The sequence below is a fragment of the Actinomadura sp. 6N118 genome (assembly GCF_044326415.1).
In the GTDB taxonomy this organism is placed as follows: domain Bacteria; phylum Actinomycetota; class Actinomycetes; order Streptosporangiales; family Streptosporangiaceae; genus Spirillospora.
The window spans coordinates 544,013-564,155 of the sequence record NZ_JBIRAZ010000003.1 but is presented as its reverse complement, the minus strand read 5'-3'; the positions used below and the strand labels follow the sequence as shown (position 1 = coordinate 564,155).

Annotated in this window: 18 protein-coding genes; 7 read left to right on the top strand and 11 right to left on the bottom strand. The window is 70.6% G+C overall.

What is annotated here, in order from left to right; all coding sequences use genetic code 11:
• Nucleotides 1-9: 9 nt before the first annotated feature.
• Nucleotides 10-486: a DUF397 domain-containing protein gene (locus tag ACH34W_RS10335; protein ID WP_395960544.1), complete on the bottom strand. Its 477-nt coding sequence runs from the start codon at nt 484-486 to the stop codon at nt 10-12.
• On the bottom strand, nt 477-1,274 hold the full coding sequence (locus tag ACH34W_RS10330; RefSeq protein ID WP_395960543.1) for a helix-turn-helix domain-containing protein: 798 nt from the start codon (nt 1,272-1,274) through the stop codon (nt 477-479). The genes ACH34W_RS10335 and ACH34W_RS10330 overlap by 10 nt, the downstream gene beginning before the upstream one ends.
• Before the next feature lie 169 nt (nt 1,275-1,443).
• Between ACH34W_RS10330 and ACH34W_RS10325 the strand changes: the two genes are divergently transcribed.
• Together ACH34W_RS10325 and ACH34W_RS10320 are read left to right on the top strand one after the other, a co-directional pair.
• The gene (locus ACH34W_RS10325) at nt 1,444-1,821 is read left to right on the top strand and encodes an ATP-binding protein (RefSeq protein WP_395960629.1); all 378 of its coding nucleotides are present in this window, start codon (nt 1,444-1,446) and stop codon (nt 1,819-1,821) included.
• Between the two features lie 19 nt (nt 1,822-1,840).
• Complete coding sequence (locus ACH34W_RS10320; protein ID WP_395960542.1) at nt 1,841-2,161, top strand: hypothetical protein; 321 nt, start codon at nt 1,841-1,843, stop codon at nt 2,159-2,161.
• Nucleotides 2,162-2,169: 8 nt separating this feature from the next.
• Here the strand turns inward: ACH34W_RS10320 and ACH34W_RS10315 are convergent, their stop codons facing one another.
• Both ACH34W_RS10315 and ACH34W_RS10310 read right to left on the bottom strand, forming a co-directional pair.
• The gene (locus ACH34W_RS10315; RefSeq protein WP_395960541.1) at nt 2,170-2,811 is read right to left on the bottom strand and encodes a response regulator; all 642 of its coding nucleotides are present in this window, start codon (nt 2,809-2,811) and stop codon (nt 2,170-2,172) included.
• A complete protein-coding gene (locus tag ACH34W_RS10310; RefSeq protein ID WP_395960540.1) occupies nt 2,808-3,578 on the bottom strand; it encodes a sensor histidine kinase in 771 nt (256 codons plus the stop codon). Before ACH34W_RS10310 ends, ACH34W_RS10315 begins: the two co-directional genes overlap by 4 nt.
• Nucleotides 3,579-3,716: 138 nt before the next feature.
• On the opposite strand from ACH34W_RS10310, the gene ACH34W_RS10305 reads away from it, so the two are divergent.
• Together ACH34W_RS10305 and ACH34W_RS10300 are read left to right on the top strand one after the other, a co-directional pair.
• Entirely contained in the window at nt 3,717-4,391 is a 675-nt protein-coding gene (locus ACH34W_RS10305; protein ID WP_395960539.1) for an ABC transporter ATP-binding protein, read from the top strand.
• Nucleotides 4,392-4,396: 5 nt separating this feature from the next.
• The gene (locus ACH34W_RS10300) at nt 4,397-6,667 is read left to right on the top strand and encodes an FtsX-like permease family protein (protein WP_395960628.1); all 2,271 of its coding nucleotides are present in this window, start codon (nt 4,397-4,399) and stop codon (nt 6,665-6,667) included.
• Here ACH34W_RS10300 and ACH34W_RS10295 read toward each other — a convergent pair.
• Nucleotides 6,636-8,027, bottom strand: a complete 1,392-nt coding sequence (locus ACH34W_RS10295; RefSeq protein ID WP_395960538.1) for a PLP-dependent aminotransferase family protein — start codon at nt 8,025-8,027, stop codon at nt 6,636-6,638. The two genes, ACH34W_RS10300 and ACH34W_RS10295, sit on opposite strands and share 32 nt — an antisense overlap.
• A 48-nt stretch (nt 8,028-8,075) precedes the next feature.
• On the opposite strand from ACH34W_RS10295, the gene ACH34W_RS10290 reads away from it, so the two are divergent.
• Entirely contained in the window at nt 8,076-8,840 is a 765-nt protein-coding gene (locus ACH34W_RS10290; RefSeq protein ID WP_395960537.1) for a metallophosphoesterase, read from the top strand.
• Here ACH34W_RS10290 and ACH34W_RS10285 read toward each other — a convergent pair.
• The 4 genes from ACH34W_RS10285 to ACH34W_RS10270 are packed head-to-tail and all read right to left on the bottom strand — an operon-like array spanning nt 8,806 to nt 14,541.
• Complete coding sequence (locus ACH34W_RS10285; RefSeq protein ID WP_395960536.1) at nt 8,806-9,954, bottom strand: acyl-CoA dehydrogenase family protein; 1,149 nt, start codon at nt 9,952-9,954, stop codon at nt 8,806-8,808. The genes ACH34W_RS10290 and ACH34W_RS10285 overlap by 35 nt on opposite strands.
• A 7-nt stretch (nt 9,955-9,961) precedes the next feature.
• Complete coding sequence (locus tag ACH34W_RS10280; protein ID WP_395960535.1) at nt 9,962-10,882, bottom strand: hydroxymethylglutaryl-CoA lyase; 921 nt, start codon at nt 10,880-10,882, stop codon at nt 9,962-9,964.
• Nucleotides 10,883-10,885: 3 nt separating this feature from the next.
• A complete protein-coding gene (locus ACH34W_RS10275) occupies nt 10,886-12,919 on the bottom strand; it encodes an acetyl/propionyl/methylcrotonyl-CoA carboxylase subunit alpha (RefSeq protein WP_395960534.1) in 2,034 nt (677 codons plus the stop codon).
• A gap of 8 nt (nt 12,920-12,927) precedes the next feature.
• The gene (locus ACH34W_RS10270) at nt 12,928-14,541 is read right to left on the bottom strand and encodes a carboxyl transferase domain-containing protein (RefSeq protein ID WP_395960533.1); all 1,614 of its coding nucleotides are present in this window, start codon (nt 14,539-14,541) and stop codon (nt 12,928-12,930) included.
• 107 nt (nt 14,542-14,648) lie between these two features.
• Between ACH34W_RS10270 and ACH34W_RS10265 the strand changes: the two genes are divergently transcribed.
• Nucleotides 14,649-15,233, top strand: a complete 585-nt coding sequence (locus tag ACH34W_RS10265) for a TetR/AcrR family transcriptional regulator (protein WP_395960532.1) — start codon at nt 14,649-14,651, stop codon at nt 15,231-15,233.
• A gap of 72 nt (nt 15,234-15,305) precedes the next feature.
• Here the strand turns inward: ACH34W_RS10265 and ACH34W_RS10260 are convergent, their stop codons facing one another.
• Both ACH34W_RS10260 and ACH34W_RS10255 read right to left on the bottom strand, forming a co-directional pair.
• On the bottom strand, nt 15,306-16,682 hold the full coding sequence (locus tag ACH34W_RS10260) for an extracellular solute-binding protein (RefSeq protein ID WP_395960531.1): 1,377 nt from the start codon (nt 16,680-16,682) through the stop codon (nt 15,306-15,308).
• Nucleotides 16,683-16,727: 45 nt separating this feature from the next.
• Nucleotides 16,728-18,809 (bottom strand): vWA domain-containing protein, encoded by a 2,082-nt coding sequence (locus ACH34W_RS10255; RefSeq protein WP_395960530.1) that lies wholly within the window; start codon nt 18,807-18,809, stop codon nt 16,728-16,730.
• A 222-nt stretch (nt 18,810-19,031) separates the two neighbouring features.
• Between ACH34W_RS10255 and ACH34W_RS10250 the strand changes: the two genes are divergently transcribed.
• Nucleotides 19,032-20,111, top strand: coding sequence for a hypothetical protein (locus ACH34W_RS10250; RefSeq protein WP_395960529.1), 1,080 nt, complete (start codon nt 19,032-19,034; stop codon nt 20,109-20,111).
• Nucleotides 20,112-20,143 lie beyond the last annotated feature (32 nt).

Sequence of the window (20,143 nt, the reverse complement as noted above, 5' to 3'; positions counted from 1 at the left end):
CGACAGGCGTCAGATGTTGTCGCTCTTGATGCCCTCGACGAAGCTCTGGAACGCCCCGGCCGAGAACGCCAACACCGGCCCATCCGGATCCTTGGAATCCCGCACGGCCACTACGCCCCGCGAGTCGTCCACCTCAACGCAGGCCCCACCGTTCGAGCCACTCGCTGAGGACTTGCGCCAGTCGGCGACCTCAACACAGTCGCCGCCGTTCGAGCCACTCGCCGATGACTTGCGCCACGCCGCGAGCTCAACGCAGTCGCCGCCGTTGCCAGCGCTTGCGGACGACTTGCGCCACGCTGCGTCCTCAACGCAGTCGCCGCCGTTGCCGTCACTTGCCGGCGACGTGTGCCACGCTGCGAGTTCAACGCAGTTGCCGCCGTTTGCGTCACTCGCGGAGGCCTTGCGCCACGTTGCGAGCTCGACACAATGGCCACCGTTTGCATCGCTGTACGATGACTTCCGCCACTGGAGTCTCGTCAGGTCCATAGCTCTTCTGCCGTCCTGTGAATAAGGTCGATCGACATGCCCACGGGCAAGGCGTGTGCCCTGAGGCTCTCAAACGACTCTCTCACTGCACGGATGTCTTGGCGACTGCCAAAGCTCATCCCTCGAACAGCTGTGTCCAGGTGTGCGACTTCGCTGAGGTCTTCGAGTGTGGCCAAGGCGAACGACCCACCTCTGTTCACGGGTGGGTTTGCGCCATAAGGGACGATCTGTATGGCGAGTCGCGGAGTTACTGCTGCGCTCAGACGCTCCAACTGCTCCCGCATGGTGTGCTTGTCGCCAATGGGGTAATGCAGGGCAGCCTCGTTGAGCAGGACCGTGACGACTGGCGGGGGTGGGTCTTCCCGGGTGAGAACTTCCTGCCTGCTAAGGCGCGCCTCTACGAGGTCTTGGTCGCCACCCAGAAGCGCGCCCGCATAGGCAGGCGTCTGGAGCAGTCCGTCCACGAGCAGGGCTTGATAGGTCTGCAGGTGGATGGCTGCTCCCTCGATCTTGGGCCAGTCGAACCAGACGGGGAACGCGGCGTTCATCACGAGGTCGTCCCAGAGAGACGGGAGGGTGCCGCGGGTGTCGAGGACGTCGTCCAGGAGGACGGCGAGTTCGCGTTGGCAGCGGGATTCGCCTCGTTCGATCGCGCCTATGAACGAGCCTGTGACGTGCCCCTTCAGACCTAGCTGGTCCTGCGACAGGCCCGTCAGTTCGCGGAAGCGCTTGAGCTGGGAGCCGAAGAGTTTGAGTGGGGTCTTCTCGTCCGAACGACGGGGGGTCATCGTTCCTCCCTCACAAGTCGCGGCAACCGCCGGCAAATGACCGGGGAGCCCCGGCGAGCCACGACGTCCCTGTGACGCCTTTGTCGCTCTAAGTATCACGTTCGCGCCAGGCTGACACCAGATCGAACGAAGAGAGGTGGTGGTCTGGGTGTCCGTCGTGGTCCTCGGCATGGTCCGGCTGCCGGTTTCCGATGCGAGTCCAAAGGTGGCGCGGGATATGGCGAACGCCGTGGCGCGGAGCTGGGAGCTGGAGGACGACGTCGCGTACCGGGCTCGGCTGGCCACTTCGGAGCTCGCGACCAATGCCATCCGGTACGGGAACGGCGGCACGATCCAGGTCGTGGTCAGCCGGAGGCAGCGATGCTTGCGAGGCGAGGTGCATGACGGGTCGCCGGTGCTGCCCGTACGGCAGCAGCCGGGCCTGTGCGAGTCGGGGCGGGGGCTGATCCTCGTGGAGGACGTGGTGACGGCGTGCGGGGCGTACGTGACGCCGTTCGGGAAGGCGGCCTGGTTCGAGATCGAAGCCAAGTGGCCGCTGGACTCGTGAAGCGTCGTACCGTACGGGCGTGGATGTATCGCATCAGCTCAAGGCCGCGCGGGTGCTCGTCGAGCTTCTCTCCGACGATCTGCCTGCCACCAACTGGAGTCTCTTCAATCACACGCGCGCGGACCTGCAGGGACAACTGGACTGCTCGCGCGCGGAGACTCCCGAGGAGGTCGAGAGGGCCCGCGCGGAGATCAAGCGGTGGGCCGACTTCCTCGACGTTGATGTGTACTCGCAGCCGCACGGCGAGAGCGGCGAATACATCAGCCTGCATGCCGAAGGCAATTACAAGCGCGTCATGGTCAGCGTCTTCGTCGTCGTCCCCGCCGACGCACGGCGCTAGCCGAAGGGTCACTCGCCGGGGACGACGAGGCCTGACTCGTAGGCGACCACTACGGCTTGGGCGCGGTCGCGCAGGCCTAGCTTGGCGAAGATGCGGGCTACGTGGGTCTTGACCGTCGCTTCGCTGAGCTGGAGGTGGGCGGCCAGTTCGGTGTTGGACAGGCCGCTGCCGACCAGGTGGAGCACCTCCTTCTCTCTTGGGGTCAGGTCGTCCAGTCCCTGGGGTGCCGGCTTGGGGCGGGCGAATCGCTCGACGAGGCGGCGGGTGATGGAGGGGGCGAGCAGGGCGTCGCCGGTCGCGACGAGCCGTACCGATGACACGAGGTGTTCGGGGGTGACGTCCTTGAGCAGGAAGCCGCTGGCGCCTGCGGCGAGCGCGGAGTACACGTACTGGTCGAGGTCGAAGGTCGTCAGGATCAGCACCCGGCACGCCGGGTCGTCGGCGAGTACCCGGCGGGTGGCCTCCAGGCCGTCGATTCCGGGCATCCGGATGTCCATCAGGACCACGTCGGGACGCAGCCGCCGGGCGGCGGTCACCGCCTCCAGCCCGTCGGCGGCCTCGCCGACCACCTCGATTCCGGCCCTGGTGAGGATCATCCGGAACCCGCCGCGCACCAGCGTCTGGTCGTCGGCGATCAGCACGCGGGTCACGGCCGCTCCAGGGGAATGCGCGCCCGCACCCGGTAGCCGCCGCCCAACCGCCGACGTGCGTCGAGGTCGCCGCCGTAGACCGCGACCCGTTCGCGCAGCCCGGCCAGGCCCCGGCCGCCCTTGCTGTCAGGTGGGGCGGGGGTGGTCCCCGTGAGCACGCTCGGGCCGGTGTTGAGCACCTCCAGCCGCAGGTTCCGCGTTCCGTAGCTCACTGTCACCTCCGCCGTCGCCCCGGCCGTGCCGTGTTTCAGCGCGTTGGTGAGCGCCTCCTGGACGATGCGGTATCCGGTCGCGTCGATCCCGGTGGGCAGTGGCCGCGGTTCGCCGGTCACCTTCACATCGACCGGCAGGCCCGCGAACGCGATCCGGTCGACCAGGGTCCCCAGATGCGCCAGCGACGGCTGCGGGGCGAACGTGTCGCCGTCCGGGGCGGGCGCGAGCACCCCGAGCAGGTGCCGCAGTTCGGTCATCGCCTCCCGCCCGGTCTGCTCGACGGCCAGCAGCGCCTCTTCGGCCTCGCCGTCGACGCCGTGCCGGGCCGCGCCCGCCTGCACGACCATGACGCTGACGCTGTGACTGACGATGTCGTGCAGTTCCCGGGCCACCCGGGCCCGTTCCTCCTCGACGGCCATGCGCGCGGCGCCCTCGCGTTCGCGTTCCAGCAGCCAGGTCCGCGCGCCCAGCTCGGCGTGGCGCCTGCGCCGCTCCCACAGCGCCCACACGCACGGGACCGCCACGAGCAGGGGCACGATCCACGCGGGCAGCATCTGCCCATCCTGGCGCGGACCCGGACGGAACGCATCATCCTGGCGGTTCAGGGCCGTACATCCCTCGGATGACCCGGCCGCGTACTTACATCCAGGGCCCGACGCGTGGACGGTGACCCGGCCCATACCGTCACGGCCATGGAACTGATGGTCCAGCTCAAGGACGTACGCAAGGAGTACGGCGAAACCGCCGCGCTCGCAGGGGTGAGCCTCGATATCCAGGCCGGTGAGGCCGTCGCGGTGATGGGCCCGTCGGGGTCGGGCAAGTCGACCCTCCTGAACATGGTCGCCGGCCTGGACCGGCCCACCTTGGGCACGGTGGTGGTACGCGGCGAGGACATCACGGCGATGGGCGAGGCCGCGCTGGCCAGATACCGGCGCCGTCGCATCGGCATGGTCTTCCAGTTCTTCAACCTGATCGACGACCTGCCGGTACTGGAGAACGTGATGCTGGCCGCCCAGCTGCTCGGCACCCCGCGCAAGCAGGCGCAGGCCCGGGCGATGGAACTGCTCGACGAACTGGGCATCGCCGACCGCCGCAACGCCTACCCGGTCGTGTTGTCGGGCGGGGAGCGGCAGCGGGTCGGCGTCGCCCGCGCGCTGATGAACCGGCCCGCCCTGCTGCTGGCCGACGAGCCGACCGGCGCGCTCGACTCGCGGGCCGGCGAGCAGGTCATGGACCTGCTCCTGGACCTCAACCAGATCGGCCAGACCCTGCTCATCGTCACCCACGACGAGCGGCTGGCCACCCGGGTCGCCGACCGGGTCGTCGCGTTCGAGGACGGCCGCGTGGCCGCCGAGGTGACCCGGTGAAGGCGATGTGGACGGCCGCGCGGTTCGCGGTGCGGCGGCGCAAGCTGCAGACGTCCATCATCGCGCTGGTGTTGTTGCTGTCGACCGCGACGGTCGTGCTGGCGCTGGGCCTGCTCGCCACCGTGGACGGTCCGTACGACAAGGCGTTCGCGCAGCAGCGCGGCGCACACCTGACGGTCTCCTACGACCCGGCGAAGGCGACGGCCGCACAGGTGGCGGCGTCGGCGTCCCGGCCGGGCGTGACGGCGGCGGGCGGCCCCTACCGCTCGCAGGTCATGAACGTCCCCGAAGGGAACGGGCGGGAGCTGCTCCCGCCCGGCCCCCTCACGGTCACCGAGCGGACCGGACGCGGCGACGACCCGGTGGACCGGCTGACGCTCAAGAGCGGCCGCTGGGCCACGGCTCCCGGCGAGATCGTGCTGGGCACCGACTACGCGCGGTTCCCCTTCGACCCGATCGGGATGAAGGCGACCTTCAGCGACCGCCGGAGCTTCACCGTCGTCGGGATCGGCCGGTCGATCACCCGGTCCGCCCAGGCGTGGGTGGCGCCGGGACAGCTGGCCGCCCCGGACGGCCTGCACATGCTCTATCGGCTCGCCGACCCGGCCGCCCCGGCCGGCGCGATCACCGCGGGCCTGCCGGAGATCTCGAGCCAGAGCTATCTCGTGCCCCGCCGGCAGGCCACCGAGGCCGGGAAGGTCGCGATCCCGTTCCTGGTCGCGTTCGGGATCGCCGGACTCGTCGTCGCGGTCCTCATCATCGGCAATGTGGTCAGCGGCGCTGTGGTGTCGGGATTCCGGCACATCGGCGTCCTGAAGGCCCTCGGGTTCACCCCCACCCAGGTCACCGGCGTTTATCTGGTGATGGTCGCGGTCCCGGGGGTGCTGGGCAGCCTGGTCGGCCTCGTGGTCGGCAACGCCCTCGCCGGGGTGGTCACCACCACGCTGGGCGAGTCGTACGACCTGCCGGCCGCCAGCGGCGTCTCGGCCTGGGTGGACGTCCTGGCCTTCGCGGGCGTGCTCGCGGTCGTCGTCGTCACCGCGCTGGTGCCGGCCGTCCGGGCGGGCCGGATCCCGGCGGCGCTCGCGGTCAGCGCGGGTGCCGCACCGCGGCGAGGCCGGGCCCTGCGGGCGCAGCGGGCGCTGGCCAGGACACGGCTGCCGCGCCCGGTCAGCCTGGGCCTGGGCCTGCCGTTCGCCCGGCCGGGCCGCACCGCGCTGACCGTCAGCGCCGTCGCGTTCGGGGTGGCGGCGGTGACGTTCTCCGCCGGCCTCGACCGGTCCCTCAGCGCCTACCTCGCGGACGCGGAACTCACCGAGACCGTCCACGTCCTGGTCCCTGACGACCAGGGCCGGCCGATCTCGCTGGAGGGCCGGCCCGGCACCGCCAAGGTCGCGGTCACGCGGTTCGAGCTGGTCCACGTGCCGGGGTTCGAACGGGCGGTACCGATCAAGGGTTACCAGGGGGACGTCACCGACCGGCACGGCTACCGGATGGTGCACGGCCGCTGGCTGGCCGGGCCGGGCGAAGCCGTCGTGGGCGACCCGTTCCTGAAGACCAGCGGCAAGAAGATCGGCGACACCGTCGTCCTGGCCAAGAACGGCAAGAAGGTCACGCTGCGGATCGTCGGAACGGCGATCGTGGACGGCGGTGACACCGCCCTCACGGACTGGGCGTCCCTCACCTCGCTCGCCGACCGCACAGCCGTACCCGCCGCCCAGGCGTCCTCCGGCCCGGCCACCTCGCTCCTGGAGGTCACCCTCACCCCCGGCACCTCTCCAAAGGACTATGTCGCCGCGCTCAAGGCGGACGGAGTGAACGCCGACCCGGCAGGCGAGAGCATCGAACCCGGCCAGGTGATCCTCCTCGGGCTCATCACCCTGCTGACCCTCGGGCTGGCCACGGTCGCCGGGCTCGGGGTGTTCAACACGGTCATCCTCAACACCCGGGACCGTGCACGCGACTTCGGTGTCCTGAAGTCGCTGGGCGCGACGCCGCGGCAGGTGCTGACGGTCGTGCTCGCCTCGATGTCCGCGCTCGGCCTGGTCGGCGGGCTCATCGGAGTGCCGATGGGCGTGGCCGCCCACCATGTGGTGATGCCGGCCATGGCCGACACCGGCGGCATCGTCCTCCCCTACGGTCTGATGGAGATCTTCCCCTGGCCGCTGATGGTCCTGTCCGTCCTGGCGGGCATCGCCATCGCGCTGCTCGGCGCGCTGATCCCGGCTGGCCGGGCGGCCCGGATCAAGACGGCGGCCGTACTGCATTCGGAGTGAGGGTGTTGCATAGGGCGTTTAGCGTTTCTGGGTATTGGCGTTCGGGCGGGGCGGCGAAGCCGATGATGAGGCCGCCGGGGCTTGTGATGGGGTCGTGGTGGAGGTCGGTTAGGCCACGTAGGGCGATTCCTTGCTGGGCGCACCTTGCTAGGGCCTCGGCCTCGTTGAGTCCGGTGACCATCATGGACAGGCCGGCCGGGACGCCGTGAACGGTCAGCTCGGGGAAGGCGGCCAGGCGGTCGAGCAGGAGCTGACGTCGGCGGCGGTAGCGCAGGCGCGATGCACGGATATGCCGGTCGTACGCGTGTGAGGTGATCAGCTCGGCTACCACCAGTTGGCCGAGAGCCTCGGTGTAGAAGTCGGCCTCCTCCTTCGCGGCTGTCAGGGGTGCGACGAGGTCTTGCGGGACGGCCAGCCAGCCGAGGCGGAGAACGGGAGAGAGGGTCTTTGATGCCGAGCCGCCGTAGACCACGTGCTCTGGGGCGATGCCCTGGAGGGCGCCGATCGGCTGGCGGTCGTAGCGGAATTCCCCGTCGTAGTCGTCCTCGATCACCAGCCCGCCTGTGGCGCGTGCCCAGGCGCATACGGCCTGGCGTCGCTTCGGATGCAGCGGCACGCCGGTCGGGTACTGGTGGGATGGCGTCAGGAAGACCGCTCCGGCTTGCTTGCTGATCGTCTCGATCTGGGCGCCTTCGGAGCCGACGGGCAGGGCCTCGATCCGCAACCGTCGTTCGACGGCGCCTCGGTAGGCGTCGTGCCCCGGGTCCTCGCAGGCTGCGGTCTCGATCCCGCCCGCGCGAAGGGCCCGGCTCAGCAGGCCGACGCCCTGGTAGTAGCCGGACGTGACGATGATCTGGTCGGGGGAAGTGCGGACGCCGCGGGTACGGCCGAGGTACTCGGCGAGCGCGCGGCGGAGCTCGATGCGGCCCTGCGGATCGCCGATGCCGAAGACGTCCCGGGTGTTCCGGCTGAGCACGCGTCGCGTGGCGGCGAGCCAAGCCCGGGTGGGGAACGCGCTGACATCGGGGCGTCCGGGGCGGAGGTCGTGCAGGGGTGTGTGTTCGTCAACGTTCCGGATGGCCGGCGGGTTTTGCGGCGGGAGGTCGGCCACCCGCGTTCCCGAGCCTGGCCGGATGATCAGGTAGCCCTCCTCCGCCAGCTGGTCATATGCGGCGGTGACCGTTCCGCGCGAGAGGCCCAGCTCGGTGGCCAGCCCGCGCGTGGACGGCAGGAGCGTGCCGGAGGTCAGGCGTCCCTCGCGGATGGCCGCACGGAGCGCGGACTCCAGTCCCGAACGGCGGCCGCCAGGTGCGACTTCGAGGTGGAGGTCTACTCGTGAACTGGACCAAGATTCAGGCATCGGACTGGATCTTAACTCTGGTCCGGTTGCGTCCTAGCGTCGAGTGCCATGACGGTTGTGATCGCCCACCTCAGCGACGTGCATATCGACGACGACCCGCGCAGTGCCGAGCGCACGCGTGCTGTCATGGCCTACTTGGACGCCCTTCGGTTGGACGTGGTGGTCGTCACCGGCGACATCGCCGACCATGGGCTCCGGGTCGAGTACGAGCGGGCCCGCGAGCTGCTGGCGACTCGCCATCCGACGTTGATCTGTCCTGGCAACCACGACGAGCGTTCGGCGTTCCGGCAGTATCTGCTGGAGCGGGCGCCATCATCTGAGCCGATCAATCAGATCCACCGGGGCGAACGTTTCGTGCTCGCCTTGTGCGACTCGTCCGTGCCCGGCAAGGACCACGGCGAGTTGTCCGACGAGACGCTCGACTGGCTGGAGTACGTGCTCGCGGGTGCCCCGGGTGACACTCCCGTGGTGGTCGGGTTTCACCATCCGCCGGTGCCGCTGCACATCCCGTATGTCGATGGCATCCGGATGTTCGGGGAGGAACGGCTTGCCTCACTCGCCGAGCGGCATCCGCGGCTGGTCGCGTTCCTTGCCGGGCACGCGCACACCGCCGCCGCCACGACGTTCGCTGGGCGTCCGCTGCTCGTCGCGCCCGGCGTGGTCTCCACCACCCGGCTGCCCTGGGTGCCGGGAGACGGGCTCGTTCATCTGGACGAGCCGCCCGCCCTCGCCTTCCATGTGCTGGACGAGGGCAGGCTCACGACTCACTTCCGGACGGTCACGACGGCGGCAGACCCAGAGCCCGCGCGATGAGCATGCGCTGCACCTCGGACGTGCCCTCGCCGACTTCGAGGATCTTGGCGTCGCGGTAGAAGCGGCCGACCGCGTACTCGTTCATGAAGCCGTATCCGCCGAAGATCTGCGTCGCGTCGCGGGCGTTGTCCATGGCGGCGTTGGAGGCCACCAGCTTGGCGATCGCCGCCTCCTTCTTGAACGGCTCGCCGGCCAGCAGATTCGCCGCCGCCGCGTAGTAGGCCAGGCGTGCTGTGTGGGCGCGCACCTCCATGTCGGCGACCTTGAACTGGATGGCCTGGTAACGGCCGATCTCCTTGCCGAACGCCTCGCGCTCGCGCACGTACCGCAGGCACTCGTCGACGCAGCCCTGGGCGAGGCCGACGGAGAGCGCGGCGATGGCGATGCGGCCCTCGTCGAGGATGCGCAGGAACTGGGCGTAGCCGCGGCCGCGTTCGCCGACGAGGTTCTCGGCGGGGACGCGGACGTCGTCGAAGGAGAGCTCGCGGGTGTCGGAGGCGGACCAGCCGACCTTGGAGTACTTCTTGCCGACGGTGAAGCCCGGCGTGCCGTTCGGCACGATGATCGTGGAGATCTCGTTGTCGCCGGTGAACGCCGTGACCGTCACGAACGCGGTGATGTCGGTGCCCGAGTTGGTGATGAACGACTTGGTGCCGTTGATCACCCAGTGGTCGCCGTCGAGCCGCGCGGTGGTCCGCATGCCGCCGGGCACGTCCGACCCGCCGCCCGGCTCGGTCAGGCCGAACGCGGCGAGGCGCTCACCCGAGGTGAGCTTGGGCAGCCACTCGGCCTTCTGGGCGTCGGAGCCGAAGCGGTAGATCGGCATCGCGCCGAGCGAGACACCGGCCTCCAGCGTGATCGCGACCGACGAGTCGACGCGTGCGAGCTCCTCCAGGGCCAGGCAGAGCGTGAAGTAGTCGCCGCCCATGCCGCCGTGCTCCTCGGGGAAGGGCAGCCCGAAGAGCCCCATCTTCCCCATCGCCGCGACGATCTCGTACGGGAACTCGCCCCGTTCGTACAGATCGCCGATCACCGGGGCGACGGTCTCGCGGGCGAACCGCTCGACCGTGCTCCGCAGCTCCTCCTGCTCGTCATCGAGCCTGAAGTCGATCATGAGACGGTTACTCCTTGTCTGACAATGCCTGGACGACGCGGGAGGGGCTGGGGCGGCCGAGGCGCTCGGCCATCCAGCGGCTGGTCGCGACGAGCTTGGCGAGGTCGACGCCGGTGTCGATGCCGAGCCCGTGCAGCATCCACACCAGGTCCTCGGTGGCGAGGTTGCCGGTGGCGCTTTCGGCGTACGGGCAGCCGCCGATGCCGCCCGCCGACGCGTCCACCGTGGTCACACCGGCCCGCAGCGCGGCGAGGGTGTTGGAGAGGGCCTGGCCGTAGGTGTCGTGGAAGTGCACGGCGAGGCGGTCGGCTCCGATGCCCGCGGCCTCGTGTGCCTCGATGAGCGCCGTGACCTGGCCGGGGGTGCCGACGCCGATGGTGTCGCCGAGGCTGAGCTGCGAGCAGCCCATGTCCATGAGCCGGGTGGAGACGGAGACGACCTGGTCGATCGGCACGTCCCCCTCCCACGGATCTCCGCAGACCATCGACACGTACGCGCGCACCCACAGGCCTTCGGCCAGCGCGCGTTCGACGACGGGCGCGAACATCTCCAGCGACTCGCCGATCGTCCGGTTGAGGTTGCGGCGGGCGAACGTCTCGGTCGCGCTGCCGAAGATCGCGATCTCGGTGCAGCCGTTCGCCAGCGCGCGGTCGAGCCCGCGTTCGTTCGGCACGAGCACCGGATAGCGCAGGTCCGGGTCACGCGGGAGGACGTCGAGCAGCTCGGCGGCGTCGGCGAGCTGCGGGATCCACTTGGGGTGCACGAAGCTCGTGGTCTCGATCGTGCGCAGCCCGGCGTCCGCGAGGCGGACGACGAACTCGGCCTTGTCGGCCACCGGCACGATCGTGTCCTCGTTCTGCAGCCCGTCACGGGGGCCGACCTCGTAGATCGTCACCCGGTCCGGGAGCCCGTCAAGCGGTACGCGCATCTCTCATTCCTCCCCGGCTTCGATGACGGCCAGCACGGCGTCGAGGGCGACCTGCGCGCCCGCGCGGACGGGCAGTTGCGCCACCACGCCCGCGATCGGCGCCGTGACCGTGTGCTCCATCTTCATCGCCTCGACGACCACCAGCGGCTGGCCCTCGCCGACCTGGTCGCCCTCGGCCACCTTGACCGCGAGGACCGTGCCGGGCATCGGACTGCGCAGCACCCCGTCCCCGGCCACGTCCGCCGCGCCGCCGCTTTCGGCCCGTACATGCTCGGTGAGCGCCCACGCATGCCCGCCCCGCCCGAGCCACAGCGTGTCTCCCTCGCGCGCGGCGCGGAACGTCGAGGTCCGTCCGCCGTAGCTCAGCGTCAGAGCCGAAGGCCCGCCCGACGGCGAAGGCCCGCCCGACAGCGAAGCCCCGCCCGACAGCGAAGGGCCGCCCGAAAGCGAGGCGCGCACCGGGACCCTGCCGCCTACCGTGACCTCGGCGTCGTGTGCTCGGCCGCGCACGCCGACCTCGATCGCCTCGCCGCCGGTCGGTGTGATGATCCAAGGCGTTCGGGCGGGGGTGCCGGGGCGCCAGCCGTCCGGGATCGCCCAGGGGTCGGGGTCGCCGGTCTCCAGCGCGAGCATGCGTTCCAGGGCGGCGGCTGCGAGGACCTCGTCCGGCACCGTCGCTTCGCCGACCAGCTCGTCCAGCGAACGCTCGACGAGCCCGGTGTCGAGACGACCCGCTTCGACTTCCGGGTGGCGGAGCAGCGCGCGCAGGAACGCCACGTTCGTGCCGACGCCCAGCAGGGTGTACGAGGCGAGCGCGCGATCCAGCCGCCGCAGCGCCGCGGCCCGGTCCGGGCCCCAGGCGATGACCTTGGCGAGCATGGGGTCGTACGAGCCGCCGACCTCGGTTCCGGCGTCGAGGCCGGAGTCGACTCGCACGTGGTCTCCGGACGGCTCGGACATCGCCAGCACCCTGCCGCCGGTCGGGAGAAAGCCGCGCGCCGGGTCTTCGGCGTAGACGCGCGCCTCGACCGCGTGACCCCGGAGAACGAGATCGTCCTGGGTGAGGGGGAGCGGCTCGCCGGAGGCCACCCGGAGTTGGAGCTCGACTAGATCGAGGTTGGTGACCAGCTCGGTCACCGGGTGTTCGACCTGGAGGCGGGTGTTCATCTCCATGAAGAAGTACTCGCCCGGACGGTCGGCGGAGACGATGTACTCCACCGTCCCGGCGCCCACATAGCCGACGGCCTTGGCCGCCGCGACGGCGCTCGCGCCCATGCGTTGCCGCGTCGTCTCGTCCAGCAGCGGCGACGGCGCCTCTTCGATGATCTTCTGGTGGCGGCGCTGGAGGCTGCACTCGCGTTCGCCCAGATGGACGGCGTGGCCGTGGGCGTCGGCGAAGACCTGGATCTCGATGTGCCGCGGGTTCGTGACGAAGCGTTCGACCAGCAAGGTGTCGTCCCCGAAGGACGCCCGCGCCTCGCGCCGCGCCGACGTGATCGCTTCGGGGAGATCCGCGGCGTCGCGGACGAGGCGCATGCCCTTGCCGCCGCCGCCCGCCGACGGCTTCAGCAACACCGGCAGGCCGATGTCGAGCGCGGCGGCGGCCAGCTCGTCATCCGAGAGGCCCGCCTCGTCGCGGCCCGGCACGACCGGCACGCCCGCCGCGGCGACGGTCTGCTTGGCGCGGATCTTGTCGCCCATGGCCTCGATCGCCGAGGCGGGCGGGCCGATGAAGACGATCCCGGCGTCGGCGCACGCGCGGGCGAACGCGGTGTTCTCGGCCAGGAACCCGTACCCCGGGTGCACGGCCTCGGCGCCCGTCTCGCGCCCCGCCGCGATCACCGCGTCGATGTCGAGGTACGAGGGGATCCGCAGCGCCTCGTCCGCCTCGCGTACATGGCGGGCACCCGCGTCGGTGTCGGTGAAGACCGCCACCGAGCCGATGCCGAGCGCACGCAGGGTACGGAACACCCGGATCGCGATCTCGCCGCGGTTGGCGACGAGGACTTTCTCGAACACTGCGCCTTTCTCAGACATCCAGGCCCTCACATCCGGAAGACGCCGTAGCCGACCGGCTCCAGCGGTGCGTTCGCGGCCACCGACAGTCCCAGGCCCAGCACCCGCCGGGTGTCGGCCGGGTCGATCACGCCGTCGTCCCAGAGCCGGGCCGTGGAGTAGTACGGGTTGCCCTGGTGTTCGTACTGCTCGCGGATCGGCGCCTTGAACTCTTCTTCGGCCGCCGCCGGCCAGTCCTCCCCGCGCGCCTCCAGCTGGTCGCGCCGTACGGTCGCCAGCACGCTGGCCGCCTGCTCGCCGCCCATGACCGAGATGCGCGCGTTCGGCCACATCCACAGGAAGCGCGGCGAGTACGCCCGGCCGCACATCGCGTAGTTGCCGGCGCCGAACGAGCCGCCGATCACGACCGTGAACTTGGGGACCCGGGCGCACGCGACGGCCGTGACCATCTTGGCGCCGTGCTTGGCGATGCCGCCCGCCTCGTACTCGCGGCCGACCATGAAGCCGGTGATGTTCTGCAGGAAGACCAGCGGGACGCTGCGCCGGTCGCACAGCTCGATGAAGTGCGCGCCCTTCTGCGCCGACTCGCTGAACAGGATGCCGTTGTTGGCGATGATCCCGACCGGGTGGCCGTGGATGCGGGCGAAGCCGGTGACCAGCGTCGCGCCGTACTCCTTCTTGAACTCCTGGAACCGGCTGCCGTCGGCGATCCGGGCGATCACCTCGCGGACGTCGTAGGGCGTGCGCGGATCCGGCGGCACCACCCCGTAGAGCTCGCCCGGGTCGACCGCGGGCTCCTCCGACGGCGCCGTCTCCCACGGACGCGGCTCGCGCGGCCCCAGCGTGCCGACGATGTCGCGGACGATCCGCAGCGCGTGCGCGTCGTCGTCCGCCAGATGGTCGGTCACGCCGGAGGTCCGTGAGTGCAGCTCGCCGCCGCCGAGCTCCTCGGCGGTGACGACCTCGCCCGTGGCGGCCTTCACCAGCGGCGGGCCGCCCAGGAAGATCGTGCCCTGGCCCCGCACGATCACGGCCTCGTCGCTCATCGCCGGGACGTACGCGCCGCCCGCCGTGCACGACCCGAGAACGGCCGCGATCTGCGGGATGCCGCGGCCCGACATCGTCGCCTGGTTGTAGAAGATCCGCCCGAAGTGCTCGCGGTCCGGGAAGACTTCGTCCTGCCGGGGCAGAAACGCGCCGCCCGAGTCGACGAGGTAGACGCACGGCAGCCGGTTGTGCAGCGCGACCTCCTGGGCGCGCAGATGCTTCTTGACCGTGATCGGGTAGTACGTGCCGCCCTTGACCGTGGCGTCGTTCGCGACGATCACGCACTCGCGGCCGGCGACCCGGCCGACGCCAGTGATGATCCCGGCGCCCGGGGCCTCGTCGTCGTACATGCCGTGCGCGGCCAGCGGCGACAGCTCCAGGAAGGGCGAACCCGGGTCGAGCAGTGTGTCCACCCGGTCGCGGGGGAGCAGCTTGCCGCGCGCGACGTGCCGTTCGCGCGCCCGCTCCGGCCCGCCGCGCCCGGCGCGGTCGAGGTGCTCGCGGAGGCCGGCGACGAGCTCCGCGTTGTGCGCCGCGTTCTGCTTGAACGCCTCGCTCGCGGGGTCGGCGCGCGTGCCGAGCTCAGGTCCGGTCATCACCCGTCCTCGTTGACTGGTTGATCTCAAGTGCTGCCCAGGCAGTTAATGAACGTTAACAAGGTCGATGTTAACCATCATTAACATCGCCAGTCTAGACTTCCATCATGACCTCTCCCGCAGGGCGGACGACACCCGAGGTGCCCACGCGCCGGGCAGAGATCCTCGCCGCCGCCGCCGAGCTGTTCGCGCGGCGCGGCTTCCACGGCGCGTCGATCGGCGACGTCGGGCGCGCGGTCGGGCTGACGGGACCGGCCCTCTACCGCCATTTCAGCGGAAAGGAGGCCGTCCTCGCCGAAATGTTGCTCGACATCAGCCAGCGCCTGCACGCCGAGGGCCTCCGCCGGGCCGCGGAGCCCGAGCCCGGCCGCGCGCTCGACGCCCTTCTGAGCTGGCACATCGCCTTCGCCCTCGACAACCCGGCCTTGATCACTGTGCACGAGCGCGAGCTGGACAACGTCCCCGAGGCGCAGCGCCACGAGATCCGCCGCCTCCAGCGCGCCTACGTCGAGGAATGGGTCCACGTCCTGCGCCGCCTGCGCCCAGGCCTGCCCGAGGACCGCACCCGCGCCGCCGTCCACGCCTGCTTCGGCCTTCTCAACTCGACGCCCTACAGCGCCGCCGCCCTAGACCGCGACTCCATGGCAGGCCTGCTCCACGCCATGGCCCGATCCGCCCTCACCACAGCTTGACCGCCTCGCTACAGCCTGACCGCCTCGCCACGACCTGACCCTCGCCACAGCCTGAACTCTCGGCGGGGGCGTTCAGCAGGTGGCGGTTTTGCCGTCCAGGGAGGCGTTGATGGCTTCGGCGAACGCCTCGGGTGGCACGTTGGCGCCGGTGAGGATCTTGCGTGCGCAGTTGCGGAAAGTTGTGGAGAAGGTGGCGTAGTGCTCGGTCACCGGGCGTGGGCGGGCACGTTCTAGGGCGGCCACAACGGCTTTTGCCAGCTCGGTGAGCCGCTCGGGGGTCACGCTGTCGGGCTCGCCTCCGGCGTTGTCGCGGTTCGTCGCCTGCCGTTCCGAGCAGGTGGCGATCGGCCGTACTGCGTCCTGCCGTAGCACCCCGGGGGAGAGGCCGAACGCGGAGAACCGCGTCGGCGCGAAGCCCCCGCAGGCGAAGATCTGCTGCTGGCTCTCGGTGCCGGTGAGGTACTGGATCAGGGCTTGCGCGTCCTTTTCGTGTCGTGAGCGCGCCGAGATCGCCAGGCTCTGGCCGCCGAGCACGGTGTGGCCGGGCGGTGCGGTCACACCGAATCGCAGGTTCCCGCCGTCGCGCAGCCGTGGGTCGTTGGCGAAGTGGCGGTAGGCGTAGGGCCAGTGGCGCAGCAGCGCGTCGTCACCGCCGTCGGTGAACGCGTCGATGCTCTCCTGCTCCTTGAACCCGCGCATGAACGAGGTCCAGAGCGGTTTGCCGGGCCGCATCCGCTGCGCCACGGCCTTCAGCGCGGGATGGACGCGGTCGGTCAGGTCGGCGCGGGTGGGCCGGCGGGTCCCGGTGAGGACATCGGCGGCGCCGTGATTCCAGGCGAACTCCAGCGCGTTGACGGTCAGGCCCTCGTAGTCGCCGAGCTGGGCGGTGTGGGTCTCGCTCGGCCAATCCCGCGGCTGCGCCGGCACCTTGGCCTTGTCCCGGTGGTAGAGGAGCCCGACATCGAGGTTGAACGGCACCGCGTACTGGCGGCCCGCGTACACACCCATGGCGAGCGCGGCCGGGAAGAAGTCCTGGGAGCCCGCCAGCGCGCTCGCGCCGAGCGCCTTGAGGTGGCCGTCGCGGGCGAACTCCGCCGTCCACTGCGCATCCATGATCAGCACGTCGTAGGCGCAGGTGCCGGTCTCCTGCGCGGCCTTGAGCTGGCTGTACTGCAGGTCGGCGGACGGCGACACCTCGACGAGCCGGGCCTTCGGCCGCGAACCCCTGCCGCCCTCGTTCCAGCTCTCCACCAGGGCACGGCGCTGGTTGCCGAGGCTGACGTCGGAGCCGCCCGCGATGGTGAGCTGCTCGCCGCAGGCGTCGGGCAACGCGTCGTAGGAAGGCGGGACCACGACCGCGAGCACGACGATCAGCGCTCCCGCCACGGCGCACAGGACGGCCGCGAGCCAGTGCTCTCGTGTGCGTTCACGGATGCTCTTGTGCCCCATCGCCGTCACCTGCGCCCCATCGCGGTCACCTGTGTCCCATCGCCGTCACCGCAGCTCGGCGAGCAGGCGCGCGGCCTGCGCCTCGTCGGGGTCGCCGGTCAGCTCGCGGCATTTGCCGCCGACGGCCTTCCTGACCTGCTCGACCGGTGAACCGGCGCAGGCGGACGGCCCGGTCAGCAGGAACGTGACGACGACATCGGGATGCTTGTCGTGGAACGCCTCCAGGCGGTCGAGCGCCGCAGCGAGATCCGGGTTGGTGCGGGTGGACTGGCCGTCGGTGACGACGATGACGTGTTTCTTGCCGAACTGCAGATCCGCGGCCTGGATGGCGTCCGCCAAGGGAAGATCCGAGCGCGCGGCGGTCAGGGCCTGGAGCTTTCCGTTCACCAGGTCGGCCTGCTGGGAGGAGACCAGGCCGCTCCGCGCGTGCGTCGTCACCTGGGGCGTCTGATCGCCGCCCGTGGGGCGCGCGAACGACTGGAGGCCGAGGACGTCGTCACCCTTGAGCTGCCCGACGAGGCTGCGCAGGACCGAGACGCCGTGCGTGAGGCGTGAGCGGTTCACGCGCTTGGTCGTCGGCGAGCCCATGGAGCCCGAGGTGTCGATCAGCAGGGACAGCAGGACCTTGTCGCGGACGGCGCCGATGGCGTCGAGGGAGTCCTGGACGCCGGGCGCGTCCGTTCCCTTGACGACGGAGGGCACGGTGACGGCGCCCGGACGGTCGAGAGCGTCCAGATACGGGTGTACCGGATCGGGCTTGGCAGGCCGGTTGAAGGCGCCCGAAGCATCCCGCAGTCCTTGTGAGGTGAGTCGATGGTCCTGCAGCCATTCGCGGAACCGGCGCACCACGTTGTCGCGTTCACGGTCGTCCTGCCCGGGCCACTTCACCTGGACGAAGCGGTAGTCCAAAGCCGGAAGGTCACGCGCATAATAGGGGTAGAGCTTCCACCTGTCGTACGGAGCCTTGCCGGCGTCGACGGCGTCGCACCGGTCGCCGAGGGCACGGCCCGCGTTGTAGTCGTTCAGCACATGCTCCGGAACGGCGATCGCGAAGCCCTTGGGCGGCCCGTCGGCCTGCACCCACGCCCGCGCACGCAACTGGCACAGCAGCGACACGGCGTCGGGCGCCAGGAGGTCGGGAGGGCTGACGAAGCGTTCGGCCGCCTCACCCGACTCGGCGAGACCGGTGTTGGTGACCGCCTGGTGGAGCCTTGGCGTGAGGGCGAGCGCGGCCGTGGAGCTCTCCGGGATAGGCCGGGCGATGCCTTTCAGCCCTGCCTCCTTGAAGCGCTCCAGCAGTTCGGCCGTGGCCTCCCGGCCGGGCCTGGCGTTCTCCCGGTAGACCGTTCCGTCGTCGTCCCCGAACAGCGCGAGCACCATCGGCGAACGGCCGATCGTCGCGGGGTGCGGGCTCAACGCCGGAGGGGAACCGGACGCGGCGAGGTCCGTGCGGTCGGACGCGTACTCGTATTCGGCGGGGGAGGAGGGGATCCAGATGTCGGGCTGGGGGCCGAGCAACTGTGTGCCGATGCCGGTCCGGTCCTGCTCCCAGTCGCGGGCGAGCCCGTTGCGCACGGGCGTCGCGCCCGGCTCGGCCGTGACGGTCACCGCGTACTCGGGGCATCCGCCGTCCCGCGTGTCGGCGATGAAGCCGGCCGCCGCCGCCCGCAGCGGGGTGAGCGCCTCGGGGGTGGTCATCACTCGGATCTCCAGCGGCCGCTCGCACGCGTCGCCGGACCTGAGCCAGGTGCGCACCCCGGCGACAGAGCCGAGCACGAGCCCCGCGAGCGCGGCACCGGTACCGACCCAGACCAGCACGGTCCATGACCATCGCGCCAGATCGTCGGGAAGCAGCTCCAGCACCTTCCGGAAGAACTCCGGGTGCCTGTAGAGCACGGCCACCAGGACGGTCAGCAGGAGCAGCGAGACGCCACCCCAGACGACGAGCGCGATCCCGAGATCACGGGACAGAACGAGGAGCAGGGGCGAGGAGGCGACCAGCGAGGAGACGATCAGCGACGTGCTCAGCTCGACCGTGAGGGAGCGGACGAAGGTCGATCTCCGTGCGGGCGGTGGCGGCTCCTCGTGCTCGTCGTTCGATCGCTGGTTGTCGCCCGGTCCGACCATTCAACCCTCGTCGCCGTTTCGTCCCCCGGAACGGAGTCCGTTCCGATTGTATGAGGGGGATCGCTCTTCGTCAGGGCCTTGGATCAGGCCGGGATCGGCCGGATCTTGATGTGACCCAGCCGGATGTTGACGTGACGCAGCCGGATTTCGAAGTGATCCAAGGGGCCGAAGTTATTCGGGGACCGTTCGAACGCTTCGGGGGATCGGTGCGTACTACCCGGCATGACGGACCAGAAGGTGGCGCCTTTTGACGGCGGTGCGGCGGTCGGCAATGAGACCCGGGATGCGATGGCGGTCTGGCCGTGTGCGAACTGCGGGCGTCCCGTTCCGCAGCCTGTGCGGGGTGCGCGTACGGTGCGCTACTGCCAGGACCGCGATGGGAAATGCTCGGTGGAGGCCAAGGAGCGGCGTGAACGCGGCCGGGAGACACCGGGCCTGACCGGTCAGGTCGCCTGGGCCTGGGAGATCGTCGAACGGCTGGAAGGCGCGGCCGACCAGCTCGCCTGCTCGCTGGCCTCGGAGCTGAGCGTCGCCGGGGTCGAACGGAGGGTCGCCGCTGCCCACGCCGAGTCCGCCGGCCAGATCGCAGCCGCGCAGGACGAACGCGACGCCTCACAGCGCCAGGCGCAGTCCGCCTGGCAGGAGGCCACCCTGGCCCGAGCCCGGGCGGACCACGCCGAGAACGCCGTCACGACGGCGCGGAGCGAGGCCGACAAGGCGATCGCCGAACGTGACAGCGCCACCCGCGAATCCCATGAGGCCAGGCAGGCCCTCGAACAGGCGACGGCCGCGCGGCTCGCGGCGGAGAGCGAACGCGACCATGTGGTCGAGCGCGAGGGCGAACTGCTCGCGGCGCTGGAGGCCGCCCGCGCCGAGCTGGTCACGTTGCACTCGCGGCTCTCCGAGACCGAGACGACGGTCGAAGGACAGCGCATCGAGGCGGCCTCGGCCAGGCGGTCCGCCGAGGACCTGCGTTCAGCCGTACGCGACGCCGAGACCAAGCGAGGGCAGGCCGTCGCCGACCGCGACCAGATCCAGGCCCGGCTGCAGGACGTGGAGCAGCACAACTGGCATCTCTCGCAGGCGGTGGACGAGCTGCGCGCGGCCGTCCAGGCGCTCACCGGCGAACGCGACGCCGCGCGGTCCGAGGCCGACCGGGCGCGCCGCCACATCGACACCCTCACCCAGATCGCGGGCCGCAGCGCTGAGCAGCAGTACAACGGGATGCGGGCACCGGTCGAGCCGGAGCCGCCGACCGGAATCCACTCTCTCCACGAACTACGACTGCCACACGCCGGCTGACCGACCCCCAGGCCGGCGACCCAGGGAGGAGG